This is a genomic window from Leptospirales bacterium (genome assembly GCA_019694655.1).
Taxonomy (GTDB): domain Bacteria; phylum Spirochaetota; class Leptospiria; order Leptospirales; family Leptonemataceae; genus SSF53.
The window spans coordinates 213,192-235,297 of record JAIBBN010000003.1; the positions used below are offsets into that span (position 1 = coordinate 213,192).

At 60.4% G+C, this 22,106-nt stretch carries 17 protein-coding genes; 10 read left to right on the forward strand and 7 right to left on the reverse strand.

Annotated elements, in window-relative coordinates; genetic code table 11:
- The first annotated feature begins 98 nt into the window (after positions 1-98).
- The 3 genes from rpmF (at position 99) to K1X75_06800 (ending at position 1,829) form a co-directional block, all read left to right on the forward strand.
- Positions 99-290 (forward strand): 50S ribosomal protein L32, encoded by a 192-nt coding sequence (rpmF, locus tag K1X75_06790; GenBank protein MBX7057757.1) that lies wholly within the window; start codon positions 99-101, stop codon positions 288-290.
- 87 nt (positions 291-377) lie between these two features.
- Positions 378-1,385, forward strand: coding sequence for a phosphate acyltransferase PlsX (gene plsX / locus K1X75_06795; GenBank protein MBX7057758.1), 1,008 nt, complete (start codon positions 378-380; stop codon positions 1,383-1,385).
- Between the two features lie 42 nt (positions 1,386-1,427).
- Positions 1,428-1,829 (forward strand): hypothetical protein, encoded by a 402-nt coding sequence (locus tag K1X75_06800; GenBank protein MBX7057759.1) that lies wholly within the window; start codon positions 1,428-1,430, stop codon positions 1,827-1,829.
- Here the strand turns inward: K1X75_06800 and K1X75_06805 are convergent.
- The 3 genes from K1X75_06805 to K1X75_06815 are packed head-to-tail and all read right to left on the reverse strand — an operon-like array spanning position 1,812 to position 8,025.
- Positions 1,812-3,149 carry a hypothetical protein gene (locus tag K1X75_06805; GenBank protein ID MBX7057760.1) on the reverse strand — a complete coding sequence of 446 codons (1,338 nt, stop codon included), beginning with the start codon at positions 3,147-3,149 and terminating at the stop codon, positions 1,812-1,814. The genes K1X75_06800 and K1X75_06805 overlap by 18 nt on opposite strands.
- Entirely contained in the window at positions 3,146-5,299 is a 2,154-nt protein-coding gene (locus K1X75_06810; GenBank protein MBX7057761.1) for a FecR family protein, read from the reverse strand. Before K1X75_06810 ends, K1X75_06805 begins: the two co-directional genes overlap by 4 nt.
- A 17-nt stretch (positions 5,300-5,316) precedes the next feature.
- Entirely contained in the window at positions 5,317-8,025 is a 2,709-nt protein-coding gene (locus tag K1X75_06815; protein ID MBX7057762.1) for a HAMP domain-containing protein, read from the reverse strand.
- Between the two features lie 443 nt (positions 8,026-8,468).
- Here K1X75_06815 and acpP point away from each other — a divergent pair, with 443 nt between their 5' ends.
- The 4 genes from acpP to K1X75_06835 all read left to right on the forward strand — a co-directional run bounded on the left by acpP (position 8,469) and on the right by K1X75_06835 (position 11,830).
- On the forward strand, positions 8,469-8,702 hold the full coding sequence (acpP, locus tag K1X75_06820; GenBank protein MBX7057763.1) for an acyl carrier protein: 234 nt from the start codon (positions 8,469-8,471) through the stop codon (positions 8,700-8,702).
- A 101-nt stretch (positions 8,703-8,803) separates the two neighbouring features.
- Complete coding sequence (gene rnc, locus K1X75_06825; GenBank protein ID MBX7057764.1) at positions 8,804-9,559, forward strand: ribonuclease III; 756 nt, start codon at positions 8,804-8,806, stop codon at positions 9,557-9,559.
- Positions 9,549-10,685, forward strand: a complete 1,137-nt coding sequence (aroB, locus tag K1X75_06830) for a 3-dehydroquinate synthase (protein MBX7057765.1) — start codon at positions 9,549-9,551, stop codon at positions 10,683-10,685. Before rnc ends, aroB begins: the two co-directional genes overlap by 11 nt.
- Complete coding sequence (locus tag K1X75_06835) at positions 10,682-11,830, forward strand: hypothetical protein (protein MBX7057766.1); 1,149 nt, start codon at positions 10,682-10,684, stop codon at positions 11,828-11,830. The genes aroB and K1X75_06835 overlap by 4 nt, the downstream gene beginning before the upstream one ends.
- 8 nt (positions 11,831-11,838) lie before the next feature.
- Here the strand turns inward: K1X75_06835 and K1X75_06840 are convergent, their stop codons facing one another.
- Positions 11,839-13,656: an alginate export family protein gene (locus K1X75_06840; GenBank protein MBX7057767.1), complete on the reverse strand. Its 1,818-nt coding sequence runs from the start codon at positions 13,654-13,656 to the stop codon at positions 11,839-11,841.
- Between the two features lie 37 nt (positions 13,657-13,693).
- Positions 13,694-14,419: a FecR family protein gene (locus tag K1X75_06845; GenBank protein MBX7057768.1), complete on the reverse strand. Its 726-nt coding sequence runs from the start codon at positions 14,417-14,419 to the stop codon at positions 13,694-13,696.
- 244 nt (positions 14,420-14,663) lie between these two features.
- Here K1X75_06845 and K1X75_06850 point away from each other — a divergent pair, with 244 nt between their 5' ends.
- Positions 14,664-14,942 carry a hypothetical protein gene (locus K1X75_06850; protein ID MBX7057769.1) on the forward strand — a complete coding sequence of 93 codons (279 nt, stop codon included), beginning with the start codon at positions 14,664-14,666 and terminating at the stop codon, positions 14,940-14,942.
- A gap of 96 nt (positions 14,943-15,038) precedes the next feature.
- Here K1X75_06850 and K1X75_06855 read toward each other — a convergent pair whose 3' ends face one another.
- Complete coding sequence (locus K1X75_06855; GenBank protein ID MBX7057770.1) at positions 15,039-18,467, reverse strand: methylmalonyl-CoA mutase family protein; 3,429 nt, start codon at positions 18,465-18,467, stop codon at positions 15,039-15,041.
- 130 nt (positions 18,468-18,597) lie between these two features.
- Between K1X75_06855 and K1X75_06860 the strand changes: the two genes are divergently transcribed.
- Together K1X75_06860 and mutM are read left to right on the forward strand one after the other, a co-directional pair.
- Entirely contained in the window at positions 18,598-19,602 is a 1,005-nt protein-coding gene (locus tag K1X75_06860) for a hypothetical protein (GenBank protein MBX7057771.1), read from the forward strand.
- A 5-nt stretch (positions 19,603-19,607) separates the two neighbouring features.
- Entirely contained in the window at positions 19,608-20,477 is an 870-nt protein-coding gene (gene mutM / locus K1X75_06865; protein MBX7057772.1) for a bifunctional DNA-formamidopyrimidine glycosylase/DNA-(apurinic or apyrimidinic site) lyase, read from the forward strand.
- 23 nt (positions 20,478-20,500) lie between these two features.
- Here the strand turns inward: mutM and K1X75_06870 are convergent, their stop codons facing one another.
- Positions 20,501-22,099 (reverse strand): hypothetical protein, encoded by a 1,599-nt coding sequence (locus K1X75_06870; GenBank protein ID MBX7057773.1) that lies wholly within the window; start codon positions 22,097-22,099, stop codon positions 20,501-20,503.
- Positions 22,100-22,106 lie beyond the last annotated feature (7 nt).

Here is a 22,106-nt window from a genome sequence, read left to right on the forward strand (position 1 = left end):
TCAAAGCGCCGTCTGGCAACAACCTGTCAACCATCCGCTTCGGAATCGCTTGTCAGCCCTCTGCCTCTGTGAAAAGTGTCCCTTTCGAGCAGGATACCATGGCGCTTCCCAAGCGAAAACCCTCCAAACAGAAGACCCGCCAGCGTCGGGCGCATCATGCCATTGGCCGCCCCAACCTGGCGGCCTGCAAGAATTGTGGCAGCTTCATTATGCCGCACCGCGTCTGTCCCTCTTGCGGCTGGTACAAGAACCGCGTGGTCCTGCCGCCCAAGCAGCGCTCGGCGGAATAAGCTATCGACCGCTCTTCCTGAGGCCTGACGCAGGCCGGGAAGAGAAATCTGGTTTACCAGGCAATCAAGGGCCGCGCCAATGTGCGCGTGTGGATCGCAGTAGATTGCATGAGCGCCGAACTGGGCGTGGATACGGCGGTTCATGGCGCCATTCAGGCAGTGCGCGAATTTGGCAGCCGCGTCCTTCTGGTCGGCGATGAGGCGCAGGTTGGCGCAGCGCTGGCCCGCTTTCCGGGAGATCCTGAACATATTCAGGTCGCGCATTCCGAAGGCACAATTGAAATGCATGAGTCGCCGGCTCGCGCCGTACGCCAGAAGCGCAACGCCTCCATCATGGTAGCGGCGCGGCTGGTCAAAGAGGGGCGGGCATCGGCTTTTTTTTCTCCCGGCAATACTGGCGCCACGATGGCCGCCGCGCTCTGGGAACTGGGTCGCATCGAAGGCGTCGAACGGCCGGCGATTGCGACAGCTTTGCCGCGGCAGGACGGCGGCGCGACAGTGTTGATCGACAGCGGCGCTAATGTCGACTGCAAGCCGGAGTGGCTGATCCAATTTGCCATCATGGGCGAGGTTTATGCGCGCGAAATCCTCAGCCTGGTCAATCCCCGGGTGGCGCTGCTCTCCAACGGGGAGGAGAACAAGAAGGGCGACTATTCCACACAGACTGCCCACCGCGAACTGCTGAAGCTGCCCTACAACTTTATCGGAAACATTGAAGGCCGTGATCTCTATGGAGGAACCGGACGCACCGCGGATGTCGTGGTCTGCGATGGCTTTGTCGGCAACATTGTGCTCAAAGCAACGGAAGGACTGGCGCGCTCCATATTTGGCCTGATGCGGCGCGAAATCGAAAGCACCACGCTGGGACGGACGGGCGCTTTTATGCTCAAGCCTACCTTTCAAATGATTCGAGCGCGCATGGACTACAGCGAGTATGGCGGCGCCCCGCTGCTGGGCGTGAATGGCAACTGTTTGATCGGCCACGGCAGTTCCAACGCTCGCGCCTTCAAGAATGCGGTACGGGCGGCGCAGCGCTTTGCGGAAAAGGATCTCTCCGGTCGAATTACCGAATCAATTCGGCGATTTGGAAATTGATTTTTCGTCGTCGATGCAGCGTCGCTGCGCAGCCTGGACCTGATGATACTTCGCTCAGCTTTTTTGTGTCTGCTCGTCCTGGCTTGCTGCGCCCGCCCGGAGACGGAAGCCCCGCATTCCAACATTCACATTGGAAATCTGGAGCCGCGCGATCTCTACCGTTCGCCGGAAAAACGGCAACTTCGTTACATGCGCGGCGATCTGATCGACTGCCGTGATGTCAGCATCGACTATCTGGAGGGCAACGTTCGCGGCGATAAAACGCGCGGCGTCGTGATCAATGTAATGCGCGGCGTCATCGACGGCGGCGGAGTCACCGTGAACGTTCTGCAGGGAAGCATTGTGCGCGGCGATAACGTAAGCGTCAACCTGCTGCTGGGCGAAGATCTCAGCGCCCGGGCGAAGGTCGGACGTCGCGTCGATCCCTCAGAAATGCAGCAGTAGCAGCGGACTCAGCAGGCTATTGTCCGGCGCCTGATAAAGCTGCGAACGCCGGGAAAGCTCGTCGTAGCCAGTGCCCTGCGCGTCATGGAACGACGAGATTGCGCGGCCGCTCAGCCATGGCGATGCCGCTGCGGCAAACTCTGCCGCGGCCTCCGCCGATTGATAACCAAACCAGCTGTCAAAGAGCGCCTCGCCGCTTTCCAGATAGAAGTGCAGCAGATAGACCACGCCGGCCAGTCCCGCCAGAAAGATCTGGTTTTGTTGATGACGTGCGTAGGTCGCACGCGCCGCCGATTGGTTTGCCGAATGCTGGTAGATAATCAATCCAAGTGCGCTGTTGGTGATGCTGCCGGCCTGCGAACCGACCGCCTGGGCCAGCGCCGGGTTGGTAACGAAGAGCGTCAGCGGGTCATTCTTATAGGCGTTGCGCGCGGCGACGCCGGCGTTGTATTCCAGCAGCACTCCGCCGACGGGCGCCAGAAAGGCCGCGCCCCAGAGCGAGGAGTTGCGATACTCGCCGCGAAACAAGGCCGGCAGACCCGGCGCCATCGAAGTCCAGATTTCCGGCGCACTCAACTGTCGCTGTGATTCATCTGCCGCTTGCTCCTGGGCCGCCTGCTGCTGCTGCCGTCGAAACTCGGCGGAAGGTTGCTGGTATTGCTCGGGTACCGAGACGCGATCGTCGGCAATGACCACGGCCGCTGCCAGTTCGCTGCGCTGCTCGCGGGGATTCTCGATGACCAGCGAATACTTTCCATCGCGCAAGACGGTCGGATCCAGTTCCGTTTCCAGCACGCCGGGAGCGGTCATTCGCGCCGGAACGAGGGTAGACTGCTGCTCGCTCTGATTGCGGATGATGATCCGGCTCTCCGGCGTGAAGTACAGGCCTTGAATTGTGACGCGCTGTAGTTGGCCGGATTCGCTTGCTCCCTGCGGTTGGAGGGCCCCGATCACGGGACGACGACTGGCGCGTACCTCAAGCTCGCGCCAGGCCGACCAGGGTCCCTGTCGTCCCGCTTGATTGATGGCGCTCAAGCGTTGTTCGTATTGCCCAGGCGTCAATCGCGCTGGAAAGGCGTTGTCGCGCAGGCGTTCGTCGACAAAGGGCGCTTCCTCCCCCCGACGCCGTATCTGTAGCTGGTAAGCGGCGGCGCCGGCCAGGGCCTGCCAGCGGATGACGATCTCGCCGCCGCGCGCTGGCGCAGCCCCGGGCTGCGCCTCGACTGCGGCGCCTGCGCTCCACGCCAGCAGCAGCGCCAGCGCCACAGCATGCGCTCTGGAAAACAAGGAGCTCAAAAATATGTATTTTACAATCTTCATTCAGGCACAACGTACTGGGTCGGCGGCGAAATAAACTCCGGCGGCGGCAATTCCTCCGGGGCGCTCAGCTGGAAGCGGCGGACAGCCTCCGCGGAACAAGCATTGCGCGCCGCTGTGCGGCAGGCTCGCACACTGAGGCTGTAGTCGCCGCTGAGCAGCTCGGGCGAAGGCGGGGCCTGGAATTCCAGTCCATTGACGCGAGTCCGCAGCGCCGGCCGCGGCCGTCGTCCCAATTGCGTCAAGGTCACATCATAGTAAGTCGCATTGCGAACAGCTGTCCAGCGCAAGTGCAGCCCATCGCGATCCGCCAGATTGACATTTTGGTCCGGCGCTGGCGCAAGAATCTCCGGCGCCGCTGGCACATCGGTAATCCGGAAGGCGACTACTTCGCTGCGCAGAATTTCTTCATCGGCATCCGTCAATGCAACCTGGTAGTACCACTGTCCCTCGCCAAGATCGTTCAGACGCAGGCTGGCCCCGCTGACGCTTTCCTCACGAGGCGCGCGCATATCCCGGGAACGACTCAGTCGCAGCACATAGCGGCCGCCTCCCTCAGTGCGCTGCCATTGAAAAAGACAGCCATCGGCGCGAATTTCATCGAGGCTTAGTTCGGCCCCTTCCGCTGGCAACTGAGTGCGCAAGGCGCCGCCAGCGCTGATCGCAAATCTGGCAACACTTGAAAATTCTGTTTCCAGTCCGCCGGCATCGCGACCGCGCAGGCGCCAGAAGTAAGCGCCTGGCGGCAACGGTTGGCTGAGACGTGTAAAGCTGCCATGGACGGCGGCGCTGGCAGCCAGATCGGCGAAGGACTCGGAACGTGAAATCTGCAGCGTAGTTTCGCGGAGTTCCGCGGATTGGCGCCAGGTAAAAACAATGCCCCGGCTGGCCACGGCCTGCGGAATGTTTCGGCCTTCAGTAGGTTGAGCCGGCTGTGGCGGCGGCGCGCGTTCGGATCGCAGCACGCGAAAACTTTGCGCAGCGGAACTTGTGTTCGATGCTTCATCGCGGCCCAGGCTGCGCACTCGCCAGTAATAGTCGCCGGCCGACACAGGCAGCGAAAGGCCGGTCAGCGGGGAATTCTTACTGCGAACCAGATTTGTGAAACTGGCATCGTGAGCAATTTCCAGAACGTACTCCTGGGCCTGATCGTTGGCGCTCCATGCGAAATTGACGAAGGGCGCCTCCGCTGAATACTGAAAGACGCGTCCCGCCGCGGGGGCCTGCAGTCGCACTGGCGCGTTGCGCAGCACGCTAAAGCGGCGCACCTCGCTGTATTCAAGTTGGCCGTTCTGCACATTGCGCGCCGCTATTCGCCAGTAATAGTTGCCGGCGCCAAGCGATGCCGCTGCGTTTCCCGCAGAGCTGGACAGCCGCAAATCCGGACGCAGGAAATTGCGTCGCTGACTTACTTCGAGCGTGGCTTCGCCGGAAACTCCCTGCCACTCGAAGCGCAGACTGGCGCCGCCCTCGTTCACAAAGAAGCTGGCCCCGGCCGGCGGATTCTGCAACTGAAAGGGTATAGGGCGAACCTCAATCGCGCCTCCCTGCGACACGGTGGCGCGCTGGCCCGCGCCTAACGATTGCGCCTGGCCATCGGCGGAGGCCACTGTCGCCTGGCCGCTGCGTACTGTAACATCTAGCGCCTGCTGGTCATCGCGCCGCGCCAGCTGCACGTCGCTGGAACCGACGCTTACGGTTTGGTTGGCTGACTGAATGGTTACCTCGCCGCCGCCGGCGGCGCCGCGGTCGGCCTGCAGCGAGCCATAGGCGAAATTGATGTTGGTGCGGTCTCCAACGGAGACGACGATCATCGTGTTTTCATCGACCTTGATGCGCGTTTGATCATTGAGTACGATTTCCGCAAGGGAGTAGTCCCCCGTCCGAATCGAATCATTGTTGTAGATCGGCACCTCATCCTCCAGCGCTTCCCAGATAGCCTGGGATCCATACTTGCGCTGTGCGATATTGCGGCGGACGATCAGCGTACCGACTCGCTCGCCAGAGCCCGGTCCGTGCGAGCGCGAATTCAAATACAGGCCAATGCCAGCGCCCAGCGACAGGGCGCCACAGATGGCAATTACATACCAATCGCGTCGGTCGGGGCGCAGGGTGCGCAGGATTGGCGCCTTCTCCAGCAGGCTGGCGGACATCGGATTGAACTTTACGCTCAGCCAGCGGCGCCGAGCACCTCAAATTTCTCTTCTTTGGCGTCCGGATCGACGGCTTTGCCCTTGTCGAATTGAATGCCGAGCATGGCGCGCACGGCGTCCATATCCGCCGGACATTGCGGATCATCCGCTCGACCGATTACAGCATAGATGATTTGCGGCTCCGTCTTGCCCTTGACCTTGATTGCCGGCTGTTCCTCCACGCGAAAAATGCCGGAGACGCGTTCAAAGGAGTCCTGAGAAATCAAAATGTCTGTGCCGAAGGGTTTGTTCAATGCCTCAATGCGCGAGGCAAGGTTGACCGCGTCGCCAATGACGGTGTAGCTCATTTTCTCGCTGGAACCAAGTTGGCCGGCCACCACCGGACCGGTATTGATGCCGCAGCCCATTTTGGCAAAAGGGCGCTTGCCTTCGCCGCGCTTGTTAAACTCGATCAAGGCCCGGCGCATCATCAGTGCGGCGTTGATCGCATGTTCTGTATCGTTGCCGGTACTGTCGATGGCGCCCCAGTGGGCCATCACGGCGTCGCCGATGAATTTGTCCACTTCGCCGCCGGTCTGGTTCACGCAGGCCACCATGCCAGTGAAATACTCGTTCAAATAGGCGACCACTTCTTCCGGCGTCATCTTTTCGGACATGGCGGTGAAGCCGCGCAGATCCGAGAAAAAGATGGCTGCATCCTTGGTCTCGCCGCCCAGCTTCAGCTCGCCGCTGAGCGCCATTTCGGCGACTTTCTTGTTGGCAAAGCGGGACAGTGCGTCCTTCACCTTTTCCCGTTCTTGCAATCCAACGGCCATGCTACGAAAACTGTGTGTCAGGCTGCCGATTTCATCGCCGGTGATCGCTTCGATATCCACCTGGTAGTCGCCAGCTTCAATCTTGCGCGTGGCCCCCACCAGATCAACGATCGGCACGGTAAGCGTCTTGGAGAAAAAGTAAACAATCAAAAATGAAATCGCCAGGGTGATGATCAGAATCAGCAGATTCTTGCGCTGGATCTGCGCGACGGCGGCAAAGGCCTGCTCTTCATCGGCGGCGGAAACGATTCCCAGTCCGCCCACGCCCAGCCTGGCAAAGGCGCCCAGATAGCTCTTGTGATCGGTATCAACGTAAGGCAGGACTCCGGTACTGACGCGATTGTCCGGAGCAAACATTCTTTGCACAATGGGCGAATCGACGCGATTGGCGTGGGCCAGTACTTGATTGGAATCAGTATGTGCAATCAACTCGCCATCGCCGCCGACCATGTAAGTGGTCAGGAGCGTGTTGCCTTCGATTTGAAAAGCCTTCAAGATCTGCGCTGGATCCACAATCAAGATGGCCGCCGATTGACCCAGCGGGATGCCAATGCCCAGCAAGGGAATGCTGCCCTGCGATGCATTGACCACCGCAATGCCGCCGCCGAAGCTGCGGGCAAAGCGCGGCGCATTGCTCTGTATAACTTCAATGACCTGTGCGGCGCTCAAGCCGCTGGTGTTCAGATACTCGCTATTGGGCAATTGTCGCCGCAAACGCAATCTTTCGCCGGCGGCATCGGCCACGGCCAGATAGACGAAGTCGGGGTTGTTCTTGAAAAAGAGCGAAGCCAGCAGAGCTTGTTGGGCCGGCGTGCCAATGTTTTGCTCCAGCGTGAGCGCCATGACATGCGACTTGTAGGCCATGTTGCGTATTTCTGATTCAACGCGCTGACCAACGACGGACGCTACGGTGATGTTGTTTTCCTCAATGCGGCGGCTCATGCCGTTGCTGAAGTCGATGCTGGCCAGTACAATACTGGTGGTCAGTGCGGCAATGATCAGGCCGGTGATAATGGTCAGCAGCTTCACGCCAATCGTGAAGCGTCCCTTTTTCCAGGCTCTGTCGCCTTTGACGGCGCCGCCCGGCGCTGCAGCTTGCCCTGCAGCGGGCGCTGCACTGCTGCTGGATGGAGGGGCCCCGGCGCCAGCCGCCGCAACTGGTGTTGGCGCGGTTGCCGCGTGCGGCGTTGCATCAGCCTCTGCCGCCGCGTGCTCAGGATTTGCCTCGGGCGGTTTCGGGACGTCGGTCGGCGCATTCTGTGGTGCGCTGGCAAACGCTGGTTCTGCGCTCTGGCCGATGCTCAGGCGGGGGTCATCAAAAGCCTCCTCCGGACCCTTTTGCTGGGGCTCTTCTGGCAGCTCGGGGAGAGTCGTCTGGCTATCTTCGGGCGGCAATCGATAGCCTGGATCAAGGTAGTGCTTGAATTCCTGGATGAGGCGAAGCAAATCCCGCGGCGCAGCGCTGCGCAAAATATACTCGCCGGCCTGTTGCGGACTGAGTCCGCGCATCGAACGCAGCGTCAGCAGAAAGGATGCGGCCAGCAGTGCGGCGTAGGCTTCGACGTCGCTGCTGAATAGCAGGCGGCAAGCGCCTTCGCGCAGGGCGGCCTGCAGCCGCCGACAGTGGTTCTGAATCGCACTGTGTTCCCCATCGCGCAGCGACTGGAGCGAAAGGCGCTCCAGACGAATTCCCGGACCGCGGCAAAGACGCATCAGTTTGCTGATATTGTCTTCCGTTTCTGAATCGCTTTCGGTATCTACCAGCAGGAAGACCGAGTGAAAGCCCTCCAATTTCCATTGCTGGACGCATTCCAGTCCCAGGCGGGGCGGCAGGGGGCCTTCGATCAGCTCGGAAAGGCCTGGATCCAGGCGGAGCGGGTGGGCATTCTTGAACTGAATGAGCGAGCGCATAGTGGGGTCACTTCTGACAACGGCCTGCGGCGGACAATTGTCTTGATATTTTCGGTTCGCCCGGCATGTCGAATCAAGGGAAGTCTTTTCTATAAAAGAGCGCGTCCCGAAACCCCCGTCTGCGGGGATTTGGGCCAAACGGAACGGTTTTCAAAATTCTCTGCATTGCCTGCGGCAATGGCGAATTCCGCGGAGAATTCGCCTGAATTTTTCAACCGTTCCTCGCATTCGCTTTGCGAATGGCGCGACCTCCTGTCGCGCAGAGCCGGTTTTGGGACCGGCGCCAGGTAAGCCGCTGCCGCCGTCCCAGGCGGTGTTGAATTTTCTCGCATCGTTCACTTTTTTTCCACTTGCTGACAAAGCTCGCTTTCATAGCGTGCGCCAGTCGTTGGTGACAACGGCAAAAATATTCGTTTACACTTGTCGGCTACAGGAGAACTGATATGGCTGATTTTGAAAAGGTGAAGCAGATCATCGTCGAGCAGCTCGGCGTTGACGAGTCGGAGGTATCTCCGGAAGCTCACTTCATCGATGACCTGGGCGCTGACTCCCTCGACACCGTTGAGCTGGTAATGGCTCTGGAAGAGGAGTTCGGCATCGAGATCTCCGATGAAGACGCCGAGAAAATTCAGACCGTCGGCGACGTTCTGAAATATATCGACGAGCACGCTAGCTGAGTTAGCGACCTGAACTGGCCGCCCGGCAGCGGGCGGCCAGTTATCTTATCGGCCCGCCTTTTTTCCTTTGCGGCCCGCTTCCCTCGCAGGCATCGTCCCTTGTGGCGACGAGCCCCCGAAAGCCATCGCTGAAAAATATCAGCCCGGAACGCCGCCGCGAGCTGGTGGCTGTCTGCCGTCGTTTGCGAACCTCATTCAAGCGCCTGGATCTTCTGGATCTTGCACTCACTCACAGTTCCTATCGAAACGAGTCCGGGGGACAGCTCGATAATCAACGCCTGGAGTACCTTGGAGATAGCGTACTTGGCCTGGTGATCAACGAGCACCTGTACCGCTCACGGCCGGCCTTCGCCGAGGGCGAACTGGCGCGAATGAAGTCGGCGCTGGTTTCCGAAACTTCGCTGGCTCAAGTCGCTGCGGGGATGGGCATCGGCTCAGCGCTGCGTCTGGGACGCGGTGAGAAGGCCAGCGGCGGCGAGAAACGCAGCTCCAACATGGCCGATGCGCTGGAGGCGGTCATTGCTGCTGTCTACCTGGATCGCGGATTGGATAGCGCACGCCGCTTTATTCTGCGACATTTTCAGGAGTCGATCCAGTTGCTCAGCGACCCAGCGCGCGCTCGCGATCCCAAGTCGCGCTTACAAGAGCTGGTGCAGCGCAAGGCTCGAACGCGGCCCATCTATGAGCTGGTCGAGTCTCGCGGACCGGATCATCAACGCGAGTTCACGGTGCGCGTTACGATTGCCGGCAAAGAGTTTGGCCGCGGCAACGGCGGATCGCGCAAGCTTGCCGAGCAGGCCGCCGCCGCACAGGCGCTATCCCGCGCGGAGAAGGAGTTCGGGCGTCGTGCTCCATGAGGCGGTAACGGTTCAACCGCAGAGCGCCGCGGCCTATCCCGTTTATATAGAACCCTCGTGGGATGGGCTCTTTGATAATCGACTGCTGGAGAACTTCAATGCCGATCACATCTTTGTAATCAGCCAGCGCGGTCTGCGCGACTATGTGCTCCGTGATTTGCTTTCGCGCCTGACCGATGAATTTCCTGGCGCGCTGGAAGATCGGCGCGTTGTGTATATGGGCGAGGGCGAAGAATCGAAGAGTTTTTCGGCTCTGGAGGAGGCGCTGTCGAAGCTGGTGCGCGAGGGCGCCAATCGGCGATCGTTGATTCTGGCGGTAGGCGGCGGCGTGGTGGGCGACTTTGCCGGACTGGCAGCGGCCTTGCTTTCGCGCGGGACGCGCTTCGTGCAACTGCCGAGCACTTTGCTGGCCGCAGTGGATTCCAGCGTCGGCGGCAAGACGGCCGTGAATATTGGCGTCGGCAAAAATATGATCGGGGCCTTTCATCACCCGGTTCTGGTTTATTTTAATCAGTCGCTGCTTGGCACCTTGCCCGAGCGAGAGTGGAGCTGTGGCCTGAGCGAGATGTGCAAACATGCCTGTATGGACAGCGCCGAGATGCTGAGTCGCCTGGCCGGTCATGCTAGCTTGATGCGACAGCCAGCTTCCGTTGAGTTGCGTCAGGCCTTGATCGATTCAGTACGCTTTAAGGCCAGAGTAGTATCAGAAGACGATCGGGAGAATGGCTTGCGCGCCATACTGAATCTGGGACATACCACGGCGCACGCCATCGAATCGCTGGCTGGCTACGGTCGGTTCTTGCATGGGGAGGCGGTGGCTCGAGGTCTGGTTACGGCGCTGTTGCTGTCGATGAACAAAGTTGGCCTGCCAGAGGACGAAGCGCAGCGGGCGCTGGAGGCGATGGCGGCGCTGCGACTGCCGCGAGATTGCGGGGGATTGGAGGCCGACGCCCTGTTCGATCATATGCAATTTGATAAGAAGAACTATGGCGGACAGGTGCGCTTCGTCTTGCTGCAGCGTATCGGGCAGCCGCTGTACGACCAGCCGGTCACCCAGGCTGAATTCAGGGCGGCGTGGGCTGAGCAGGGTCGCCGTTTTGGCCGCAACGATGGGATGGCGCAATGACGGCCCGCGAAAATCAGGAACTGGAACGCATCGAATCGCTGCTGTACGAGTCGCGTTATCAGGAAGCTTTCGATCTGATCAGAAACATGCGCCGCAGCGCCGGCGATTCTATTTCAGCGCGGGCGCTCTATGCTGGCGCCTGCGCCCTCTTCGGTCTGGGGCACGTTCTGGAAGCGGAAGAGTGGGTCGAGCGACACGGCGAACGTTCGCGTTATGATTCCAGTCATCTATTTCTGGCAGCCTATCTGGAATTGCATCGGCGCCGCGTCGACCAGGCGCTGTTACTCTGGACGCGCATCATCCAGTTGAATCCGGCGGACACCTTTGCCGATTCCTTGATCGAGCGCAGTCGAAGAGGCGAAGCATTGCTCGATCAGGAATTGCGCGGGGCCGCCAGTTTTACGCGTTTTGTTCCTCTGCCAGGCGCGGCGCCCGGGCCGTCGATCGCCTCCGGGCCGCGTCCGCTTTCTCCCTACTGGAAGCTGGCGCTGCCGGCGCTGCTGCTGGTGCTTGCATCGCTTGCCGCCGGCTTTTATTTCCGGCCTTTGTTGATTCTGATTCGCGGCGATCGATTTCGCGCTGCGGAAGACGCGCTGCCGCTGCCGCCAGCGCAGGGCAGCGTTTTGCCGGCCGATTCCTTCCAGAATGACCCGCCCCGATTTGTCTACGCTACGCGCGACGAGGCTCTGGCCGAATACAAAGAGGCGCGCAGCCTGATCGGCGCCGGCAAAGTCAACCAGGCGCGCATGGCTCTTGGTCGCCTGGAATTGTCCAATGCATCGTTCGAAATCAAGGAACGCGCACTGTTATTGCGCGATGCCATCCCGCTGGCTCTGGCAGCGGACGAGTTGCGCGACTCTGTAACGCCGGCGGCGCTTGTACAGGACCCGTACATGCTGCGCGGCGCACAGGTCGATTGGAGCGGGCGCGCCGCCGATGTTCGTCGCAGCGGTCCGGCGCTCAGTTTGCGTCTGCTGCTGGAAGGGCCGCTGCAGGCTGAAATCCACGTTCTACTTCCCGGCGCCGATGGACAGACTCCGCCGCCGCTGGAAAACGGCGCTACGGTGCGGGTATTTGGCGATCTGGCCAGCGTTCGCGGCCAGCGCATTCAGATCTACGCCCGGTCCATTGAATCCGGGCGCTAAGGGGCCGGCTAGAACTGGGCCTGCAAAATCAGATAGGCAAAATCTGCGCGTCGATCAAAGCGATGGAGCTGCTGATCCAGCGGCAGATTGCGCCGGTCCACCGCCAGGGCGATGCTGTCCTCGGCAAATATGGCGCTGTAGCCCAGGCCGAGCAGCAAGCCGCGAACTCGAATGGAGTAGAGCAGATCATATTCGCGAAATAGATTCTGACCCAGCGATGCCGCCGGAAGGACTTGCTGCCCGTCCAGAATCCAGGGGCCGTAGCGCGCATTGCCCGCGGCCTCAGTACTCAATCCGCTGCGCGGCAGTCCGCGGGCATCGTAATAGGCATCGGCGCGCTCGCGTTTTACAAAGCGCCAAACTTGAATCTTCAACTTTCCCCAGGCGCCAAAATCCCAGCTCAGGTTGGCGCTGCGCGCCAGAATGTTGCGCATGCTGACGCGATCGGCCCAGCCCAGATGTTCATGCGCATCCGGAAAGAGCGGCTGAAAGGTGCGGGACTCCGCGTCGCTTCGATCCCGATCGCCGCTGGCTTCTATGTATTCTGCGCCCAGCCGCAGTCTCTCAAAAAAGGTCCAACCGGCGCTCAGCGCCAGCGCACGGCCGGCATACTGTTCCGGCTCGGTCCAGAGGCGGCGCTGTTGCGGCACGCCGTTGGCGTCCAGCAGCGGCGCGCCCGCTGCATCGAATAAGGGAACTTCGACGCGAAAGGGGTCCCATCCAGCGCCAACCCGACGTCCCGTTTCGCCGCTTTGCATCATTGCTTCGGCTGTCCAGTCCAGGGCGTGGCTGGAGCGACCCTGCCAGTCGCGGTTGGTCAGGCGCAGTCCAATGGTATGCAGATTGTCGCGCTGCCTTGCTCGATCCTGGGTCGTTACCGTGGCGCCGGGAATGGCAAAGCGCGGCGTTGCAGCCGGCATCCATTTCTTATATACCCCAAAATAGTAGGCTTCTACCAGGAAACCATTGGCTGGCTGAAAGCTGTTATGGAATCCGGCAAAGTAAGCGTCGTCCAACTCGCGCCCGACGCCAGCGCTGACGCGACAGGCGGCGCCGTTCTCATCACAGCGAATGATGATGTCCGAGGAGCGCGCACCAGTCGCCGGCTGATTGCCTGCGTCATCGCTATCCTCTTCGGCCAGCACGGCTGCAAAGAGCTGGGCCCGATAGCGGTCGCTTTCAATGTGCAGCCGCATGGCGTCAAAACTGCGGCCAACGTTGCTCCAGTCTGCGGCGCCGACCAGGCGGCCGTCGCCGTAGGCAAGAATCTGGCGTCCGGCGCGAATGCCAAGCGGTCCCAGCAGGCGGTTCCATTCCAGGTAGGCTTCGCGCAGGTCCAGCGATTCATTGCTTTCCGAGTTGGCGGTGGAGAGACCGCTATCGCTGCCGGGCGATCCGCCCCAGACTCGCGAATCTTGTAATGTAATTCGCAGCCGCAGATCCTCGTTGAACTCCTTGGCCACGCCAACCTGCGCGCGCTGGCCGACAAAATCAGCCTGATCGTCAGTGGATCGATTGAAATCGAAATTACTGCGGTATTCCGGCCGCAGACGTAAACTCGCAAATACGGCAAAGCCATCCAGCCAGCTCTGACCCCAGGCATCGGATTGTTCGTCCCAGGCGTCCGGCGGATTTGTCGCGGAGGAATCGGATGCCGGCGACGGCGCGCTTTCCTGTTCCGGCTCAGACGCGGTTTCAGTTGCTGGAATCTCCGCACCGACCCCGCCCTCGGCAGCAAGCGGCAGCCCGCAGGGAGTCACACAAAGCGCCAGAGACAGGAGAAATACAGAGCCTTGATGCTTGCGATTTTGCTGCCAGGCGCTCACGGGTCCAGAGTTGATCTACAGTCCCTTCGCAAAAAACTCAGTAAGAAGTTGGATCTGGACTGTGGTCTGTAGCCAGATCCGTCATTCGGTGACAGCTGGTGCAATTGCGATAGCGCACATCCTGATCCATCAGAGTTTGAAAACTGCGATCGACCTTCAGCTTACGAAAAAACTGGCGTAGATCGCGGCGGCTGAAATCGCCGTCGGCATCATAGTCATTCGAATCGCCGGCGCTGGCCAGTTCTGTTTCGTCCGGATCGCTGGCTGGCGCAGTGGCGACCTGTCCCTCGCATACGCAAGAGATGGCGCCGCCGGCGGGGTTATCGCCGGGCGCCACGGCAAACCTGGTCCCCCGCACGGAGGCGACCATGGTAGGCGTATGCACCTGGAAGCGGCGTCCCTCGCCAGGCTGAACATGAAACCACCCAAAGCCACGCTGCATCTGGATACTCTGAGCGCCCTGTTGCATCATCTCCTCCAGCGCCGCTTCGCTTTTCTCCCCGAGCCGGAGCTCGGCGTGGGGCGTGCGGATCACCAGCCGCGACTGGGGACCGGTCTGCACGCGGTCGCCATTGCGCAATTGCAGGCCAACGCGAAGGCTCTGCCAGGCGCCGCCGCCGCGCTGGAATTTTACCAGACCGGTGGCGCGGGTGACTACGGCCTGCGCTGGCTGTGCCCAGAGGACGGCCCACGCGCCCAGGGCGCCGGCGAGGCTCAGGGCGACGGCAATTTGAAATATCCGGGGGCGCAGGGTGGTCGACATCAGTCAGAAGCGCCTTGTGATTGCGTAAAGGCAAGGCTAAATCGTCAGAAATACGCTGGCGCCGGCGGGCGGGCCTGGGCCTGGGCTGAAAGCTGGGGCCAGGCTGCGCCCCCAGGAAAGGCTTGATTTCTGGCCTGGATTGGCTTATGCATTCTGTACAGGGGCCGATGCTAGAATTAGAAGCGGGCAAGCAGCAATGGAGCCCAGGGCATTAAAGACTGATAGGCCAGCAGTCGACCACAGTGTGGCCGATCTGCTGCAGAAGCGCGTTCAGCGCGTCAGCGCTGCGCCACTTGACGCGCCCAGGCCAGATGCCGCCCCGCAAAACCAGGCGCCTGCCGTTGATCCGCGCAAGCTGGTTCTGCAACCACGCCAGATGCCGCTTGAAGAGCGCTTGAAGATGGTGATGAGCCTCGAAGACGTGCAGCGGCTGTTGCTGCTGCGCAGTCCTTATCCGCAATCGCCCAGTCTGCGCAGCCTCTTTGAGGGTGAAAAGGGTCTGCTTGTGGACCGTCTTGGTTAGGCGACACAACGGCCAGGCGCTGTTGGCCAGGAATCTGCCGCTTTAATTTGAGTAGAACAGCAGGCTAAACGCCGGCAATTGCCAGGCAGGATGCGGTTACATATTCCTTCGGTAACTGCCGCCAGCCTGGTACAGAGCCTGCGAGATCTGTCCAAGACTTGTGCATTTGACGCACTCCATCAATTCAGCAAATAGATTTTCACCGCGCAACGCACAGCGCTTCAGTCTCTCGAGCGCGGCGGCGGCGTCGCGGTCAAATACGTGGTGCAGTTGCTCGACGCGCCGGATCTGCTCTTGCTTTTCGCGATCGCTGGACCGAATCAACTCAGTCTCTGGCTGCCCGGGCTCGCTGGCGTTCAAGAAAAAGTTAACGCCAGCTATCGGCAATTCTCCGGAGTGCTTGCGACGCTCGTATTCCAACGACTCTTCTTGAATGCGCGAACGTTGGTACATCAGTTCCATGGCGCCCAGAACGCCGCCGCGCTCGCTGAGACGATCAAATTCGGCCAGCACCGCCTCTTCAACGAGATCGGTGAGCTCTTCTATAATGTAAGATCCCTGCAATGGATTGTGATTCCGATTCAGTCCCAGCTCTTGATTGATGATCAGCTGGATCGCCAGCGCGCGTCGCACCGATTGCTCGGTAGGCGTGGTGATTGCCTCATCAAAAGCATTGGTGTGCAGGCTGTTACAATTATCGTAGATGGCATACAAAGCCTGCAGGGTCGTGCGAATATCATTGAAGTCGATTTCGCGGGCGTGTAAGGAGCGGCCGCTGGTCTGTATGTGATACTTAAGTTTTTGCGAACGCTCATCGCCTCTGTAGAGGCGCTGCATGGCTACAGCCCAGAGGCGGCGCGCCACGCGACCGATAACTGCATATTCCGCATCCAGTCCGTTAGAAAAAAAGAAGCTGAAATTCGGGGCGAAGGCATTGATGTCCAGTCCGCGACGCAAATAATATTCGACGTAGGTAAAGCCATTGGCCAGGGTGAAGGCCAGTTGTGTGATTGGATTGGCGCCAGCCTCGGCCATGTGGTAGCCGGATATCGAGACCGAATAGAAATTGCGAATGCCCTCGGCGACAAAGTACTCCTGGATATCGCCCATCATCTTCAGCGCAAAGGGCGTGGAAAAGATGCAGGTATTTTGCGCCTGGTCTTCTTTCAAAATGTCGGCCTGCACGGTGCCGCGAATTTTTTTTAGTACATCGCTCTTGATGCGCTGGTAGCGTTCGGCATCAACCAGCCGATCGCCGGGCAGGCCAAGCGTGGCCAGTCCAAGTCCGTTGTGGCCGGCTGGCAGCGCTTGTTGATAAACCGGCGCCGGCAGGCCGCGCCGATCGTAGAATTCTGCAATGCGTTGCCGGGCTTGTTGCAACTCGCCGCTTGCCGCCAGATCGCGTTCTACGGCCTGATCGATCGCCGCATTGAAAAAGAAGGCCAGCAGTACTGGCGCTGGACCGTTGATTGTCATACTCACTGAGGTGCCTGGAGCTCCCAGGTCAAAGCCCGAATAGAGCCGTTTGCAGTCGTCCAGGGTCGGCACGGAAACGCCGCTGTTGCCGACTTTGCCATAGATATCGGGGCGCCGCGCTGGATCCTCTCCATACAGCGTTACCGAGTCAAAGGCCGTGGAGAGTCGCGCCGGCGAATTCTCATTCTGATCGGCGCGCCCCTTCGTTAGATAGTGGAAGCGCGCGTTACTGCGTTCCGGTCCGCCCTCGCCGGCGAACATCCGCGTTGGCGCCTCATCCTGTTTGCGAAAGGGAAAGACCGAAGCGGTATAGGGAAAGCTCCCGGGCAGATTTTCGGCATAGTAGTAGCGCGCCAGCTCGGCAAGCGATTGATAGCGGGGCAGGGCGACCGTCGGCGCGCTGATTCCGGCCAGGCTTTCGAAGCGCAACTTCTGGCGCAATGTACGATCGCGCACGCGATAGACCAGTTCGGCGCCGCTGTAATCTTTGTGCAACTCCGGCCACCGCCCCAGCCAGCCAAGCAGCTCTTGATCAATCTCGGATTCAAGCTTTCGCAAAGCTGTGCGCATCGACGTCGAAGCGACAGCGATCTCGTCGCCCGGCGTTTCCAGATCCTGGACCAGCTGCAGACTGCGGCGCAGGGCCTCCAGGTCGGCGGCCCTGTTGACGTTTTCCCCGGCCATGCGCCAGTAGTCGCGCAGGCACGCGCTGACTTCAGACAGGTAGCGCTGTCGAGAAGCGGGCAGTATTTCAAGGTCCAGGCTCTGCTGCGTTTCGGCGACATTGATTCTGGAAAACGTTGCCGCTGCTGTGCTACGTTGCTCAATCTGCTCTACAATTGCGTTGTACAACTGGTGTACGCCGGGGTCATTGAAGCGACTGGCGACAGTAGCATAGACTGGCATCTCTTCCGCCCTCAGCCGGTATTCAGAGCGATTGCGCAACATCTGCTTCTGGACCTGCCGAATGGCATCGTCTGCACCGCGCTTCTCAGCCTTGTTCAGAGCTACCAGGTCGGCATAATCCAGCATGGCGATCTTCTCCAGCTGACTGGGCGCGCCAAACTCCGGCGTCATGACATACAGCGATAGATCGACAAGCTCGGCAATTGCCGCATCGCTCTGGCCTGCGCCGGCGCTTTCCAGAATGATCAGGTCAAAGTCTGCGGCCTGCAGGAGTTCAAGGGCGCTTTGCGCTGCGGCCGAAAGGCTGGCGCCATGGTCGCCGCGCGTAGCCATGGAACGAAAAAACAAGCGTTCGCCAAAGGCGGCGCAGGCGTTCATGCGGATGCGGTCGCCCAGCAAGGCGCCTCCTGTCTTGCGACGGGTTGGATCGATGGCGAGGACAGCCAGGCGCAGCGCCGGATTGAACTCCAGCAGGCGCAGGCAGAGTTCGTCGCAAAGGCTGGATTTCCCGGCGCCGCCAGGGCCGCTGATGCCCAGGAGCGGGGGACGCGTTTTGCCCTTCAGGCGCGCAGCAAGGTCTGGCAGCCTGGCGCCCTCGATCTGGCCAGCTTCAACAAAGCTGATGGCCTGCGCCAGGCGGCGCCAATCGGAGAGTGCATCCAGATGGCCGTTAAGCTCCGCCGCCGGCGACCAATCGCATACCTCCAGCATCTCATTGATCATTCCCTGCAAACCCAGGCGGCGGCCGTCCTCTGGTGAGAAAATCCGTGCAACGTCTTGTTCCGCCAGCGCCTTGATTTCTGAGGCGACTATCACGCCGCCGCCGCCGCCAAAAATCCGCAGTCGATGAGCGCCGCGCTCATCCAGCAGCTGACGCAGGTAGCGGAAGTATTCCATGTGGCCGCCCTGGTAACTGGATATGGCAACGCCCTGCACATCTTCTTGAATGGCGGCCTGTACAACTTCGTGCACTGAGCGATTGTGGCCCAGGTGAATCACTTCCGCTCCGGAGTTCTGCAGCAGACGGCGCATGATATTGATGGATGCATCATGACCATCGAAGAGCGCTGCGGCGGTAACAAAGCGGATCTTGTTGCGCGGCTGGTAGGCGGCAACGGCCTCTGTAGCGGGGGCAATTTTCATGGCGGCCTCGCCGGCCTGCTGGCCAGCGGGCCTAAGGGAAGAGTCCATTGCCAGCAGAGTGCTTCTGCACAAGCCGCGAGGCAAGCCCAATTGCCAGGCTAAGGCGCGAGGCGGCCGATACTCAGAGGGTATGCGCATTTTGTCGACAGCGCTCCTGCTCTGCTGCACGGGGCTGGCCGCTGCCAACGATGGCTGGCATCTGATCCTGCAAAGCAGCGATCCAGTTGAAGCAATCGCCTGGAGCGACGAGGGCGCTTCTCTGGCCCTTTCTTCGCTGCGTGGCGTGCGCGTCTACGATGCCGGCAGCGGCGCCGAACTGGCCTCCTTTCGGTCGCCACGCTGTTTGATCCATCGCGTCAGTTTTCGCGGCGGGTTGCTGGGTGTCGGCGCTCAGGATTGTTACCCCGTCGAACCGGGCGGTCCGGGTGTCCTGCGCTTCTGGAATTCCGCCGGCGAACTGCAACGATTGCTGCGCTATCATCAGGCGCGATTGCCGGCAATTGCCATGAGCGCCGATGGCCAGCGCGCCGCCGCTGTAGCCCTCAATGGCGAATTTCGTCTTTGGGATGCTGCCAGCGGCGAGCTATTGCAGCGTCGCAATCTGAGCCCGGCCGAGCAGCGCAATTTCATCAGCGCCTGGGCGATCAGCGCCAATCTCAACGTGGTCGCACTGCGCGACTGGCGCGAACGCTATATGTTGCTGTATGATGCTGCCAGCGGCCAGCTGCTGCAGCGCAGCGAATACCCCTACCTCGACGATCAGCCGCTCTTTCAATTTGCGCCTGATAGCCAGAGCTACTTTGACGGCGCCCGCTGGCGTCGCCTCAGCGACGGATCGGCGCTGCTTACGTTACCGCTGGAGGATGGGCTGGCCGCTACGCGCGCCGCCTTTTCGGAGGACGCAGGCATTCTGGCGGTGGCCAGCGCCGAGCTGGCCGCCCCCGCTGCGCAGCGAATTTCGCCGGATCGCTTGCGGCATTTTCGGATTCGACTGTATCGCGCCGGTTCGAGCGCGGCAGTTGCTGAATGGCCTGTGGAGCTTATGCTGCGTTCGCTGGCATTTTCTCCGGATGGACAGCGACTCTGTGCAGGCGGATTTGACGGCAGGTTGCTCTGTCGCAGCCTCGGCCCCTGAGGGCCATGCCAGAGCTTCCAGAAGTAGAAACGGTCGCCCGCAGTCTTCAGCCGCTTTTGCCCGGCAAACGCCTGCTGGAACTGGAAAGCGTCTGGCCGCGAGCTGTCGCCGGCTTGCCGGCTGCGTCAAAGTACTGGCAAGGGGCGGCGATCCTTTCGGTAGATCGCCGCGCCAAATACTTGATCCTGCGTCTGTCGTCGGGCGCACTGATTGTTCATCTGCGTATGACTGGCCGATTGTTCTTGCGCGAGGCGCCGCCGCAAGATCGACGTTTTCTTTCGGCGCAGTTCCGCCTTGATTCGGGCGAATATTTGATCTTTGAGGATACGCGTCGCTTTGGTCGCATCGATTTTGCCGCTGATGAGGCGGCGCTGAGTCGTCGCTTTGCGGCGCTGGGTCCGGAACCTCTGGATCGGAATTTCAGCGGCGCCTTGTTTTTTGAGCGCTTGCAACGAAGTCAGCGACAGATCAAGGCTCTACTACTGGATCAGGGCTTTATCGCCGGTCTTGGCAACATCTACGTGGATGAGTCGCTCTGGTATGCCGGAATCCATCCCTTGACGCGCGGTGCGGACATTTCGCGCCAGCAGACGATGCGTTTGCTTCGCGGTATTCGCTCCATTTTGCGCCGATCGATTGCCGCCAATGGCGCCACCCTGCGCGATTTTCGTTTCCTGGGCGGCCAGAAGGGCGGCTACACGGCGCGGATGCTGGTCTTTCGACGCCAGGGTCAGCCCTGTCGGCGCTGCGGCGCCAGCATTCAAAAGATCCGCGTCGCGGGGCGCGGAACGCATATCTGTCCTCGATGTCAGCGCGGGCCGCGCTCAACGACTTCATCCATGTCTCGCGCCGGCCGTCACTCAAAGCGTCACTGAGGCCAGGACTGGCGCCGCTTGTATTACAGCTCGGTCTCGCCGCTGCGCAGATCGGATTCCAGATCGCTGGCTGACCGGATCAGATCCTCGGACACGTGACGTAACTCATCCGAGGAGTTTACAAAGGTCTGGGCGCCTTCGTTCATGTGCACGGCAGCCTCCAGGATTTCCTGCACGCCGGAGAGCTGGTCGCCAGTGGACTCACGCATCGCCCGCGCCATTTCCTGAATGTTGTGCGTGGCCTCGGCCAGTGCGGCGGTGGCCGCACTCTCGTGGCTGATCAACTCGTAAACACGATCGGTGATGCGTACCGAACTGCGGACGCCGTCAATGATGCCCTTCAGGTCGCGCGCCACTGCTTCAATGGATGCAACGCCGGTTGTTGTGTCCTGCCTGGTTTCGGCGATCAGGCGTTCGATCTCGCCGGCGTTGCGCCGCGACATCTCGGCCAACTTGCCTACTTCATCAGCCACGACCGAGAAGCCGCGGCCTTCCTCGCCGGCCCGCGCCGCCTCAATGGCGGCGTTGAGCGCCAGCAGGTTGGTGCGATCGGCAATATCATTGATTACGTTGACGATTTCTTCGACTTTCCTGGCGCCGCGCTCGATGCGGTAGATGTTTTCCAGAGCGTCCTTGAGACGCTCCTCGCTCTGCTGGGAGCGGTCCAGGGTCTGGCCGCCGCCGGAGCTTGCTTCGCGGCTGAGCGCTTCGATTTGTTTCATGGAGGATCGAATGCGATCCGAGGATTCATAGCCGGTGCCGCAAAGGCGATCCTGCTCGGCGGCGCGATCGGCGATCGATTGAATGGATACATTCATCTCTTCCATAGCCGCAGTTGTTTCTTCGATGGAAGAAAGCTGCTCCTTGCTGCGATCGCCTACGTTTTGACTGAGGCCTTCAACACGCCGCGAGATTTCGCTGAGGTGGGCTGTGGCAGCGCGCGATCGATAGACCATTTTATTCATCACGCCCAGACGTTCTTGCGCCAGACGAGCCTGACGGCTGCTGCGCAGGGCCAGATCGCGAACCTTGCCAATCCCTGCCGCCAGCAAAAGACCTGTGGATAGCAGAAAGACCGTTCCCAGCGCCCAGTCCACCGGCGAAACCTTCATTGGGTCAAGCATCGTGCGGCCCTCGCCGAGGCTGGCCGGCGAAAAATAGACGATGCTGAAGCTGATGGCGCTGTGCATGCCGGCGCAGGCCGCGGCGCTGAAGCGGGTGAAGGCCGGCGAAAAGCGCAACAGACTTTCGCAGAGGAGAATGAAGTAAACGCCGTAGAGTGTGGGGCTCTTTATGGAGATTGTCCAGGCTTCATTTTTCGTTTCCAGATAGCTGAGCTGGATCAAGGCCAGACCGCCAAGTTCCATGACCATACAAAAGTACTTCCACGACGGCCGAAACGAACCAGCTTTCAAATTGAGTATGGACAGCAGCAATGAGAGTGCGTAGAGACTGATAGCAATGAAAAAGTAATGCTTGAGCTGTTCGAGGGCGCCGGTGGCCACTCCAAAGGCGGCGCCGCCGGCGAAGACAGCCAGCAGAATCACACGAATCCGGTTCGTGATGGATTCGCCCTCGCGCTCCAGCTGCAGTTGCTCGTCGGTTGTGCTGTTGATATGCATCAAGGAT

Coding starts and splice junctions, on each gene's coding strand:
- K1X75_06870 (MBX7057773.1), bottom strand. CDS start 22,099: ATGCATATCAACAGCACAACCGACGAGCAACTGCAGCTGGAGCGCGAG.
- K1X75_06800 (MBX7057759.1), top strand. CDS start 1,428: ATGATACTTCGCTCAGCTTTTTTGTGTCTGCTCGTCCTGGCTTGCTGC.
- K1X75_06810 (MBX7057761.1), bottom strand. CDS start 5,299: ATGTCCGCCAGCCTGCTGGAGAAGGCGCCAATCCTGCGCACCCTGCGC.
- K1X75_06860 (MBX7057771.1), top strand. CDS start 18,598: ATGCGCATTTTGTCGACAGCGCTCCTGCTCTGCTGCACGGGGCTGGCC.
- K1X75_06855 (MBX7057770.1), bottom strand. CDS start 18,467: ATGAAAATTGCCCCCGCTACAGAGGCCGTTGCCGCCTACCAGCCGCGC.
- K1X75_06845 (MBX7057768.1), bottom strand. CDS start 14,419: ATGTCGACCACCCTGCGCCCCCGGATATTTCAAATTGCCGTCGCCCTG.
- K1X75_06805 (MBX7057760.1), bottom strand. CDS start 3,149: ATGAAGATTGTAAAATACATATTTTTGAGCTCCTTGTTTTCCAGAGCG.
- mutM (MBX7057772.1), top strand. CDS start 19,608: ATGCCAGAGCTTCCAGAAGTAGAAACGGTCGCCCGCAGTCTTCAGCCG.
- K1X75_06815 (MBX7057762.1), bottom strand. CDS start 8,025: ATGCGCTCGCTCATTCAGTTCAAGAATGCCCACCCGCTCCGCCTGGAT.
- K1X75_06835 (MBX7057766.1), top strand. CDS start 10,682: ATGACGGCCCGCGAAAATCAGGAACTGGAACGCATCGAATCGCTGCTG.
- acpP (MBX7057763.1), top strand. CDS start 8,469: ATGGCTGATTTTGAAAAGGTGAAGCAGATCATCGTCGAGCAGCTCGGC.
- rpmF (MBX7057757.1), top strand. CDS start 99: ATGGCGCTTCCCAAGCGAAAACCCTCCAAACAGAAGACCCGCCAGCGT.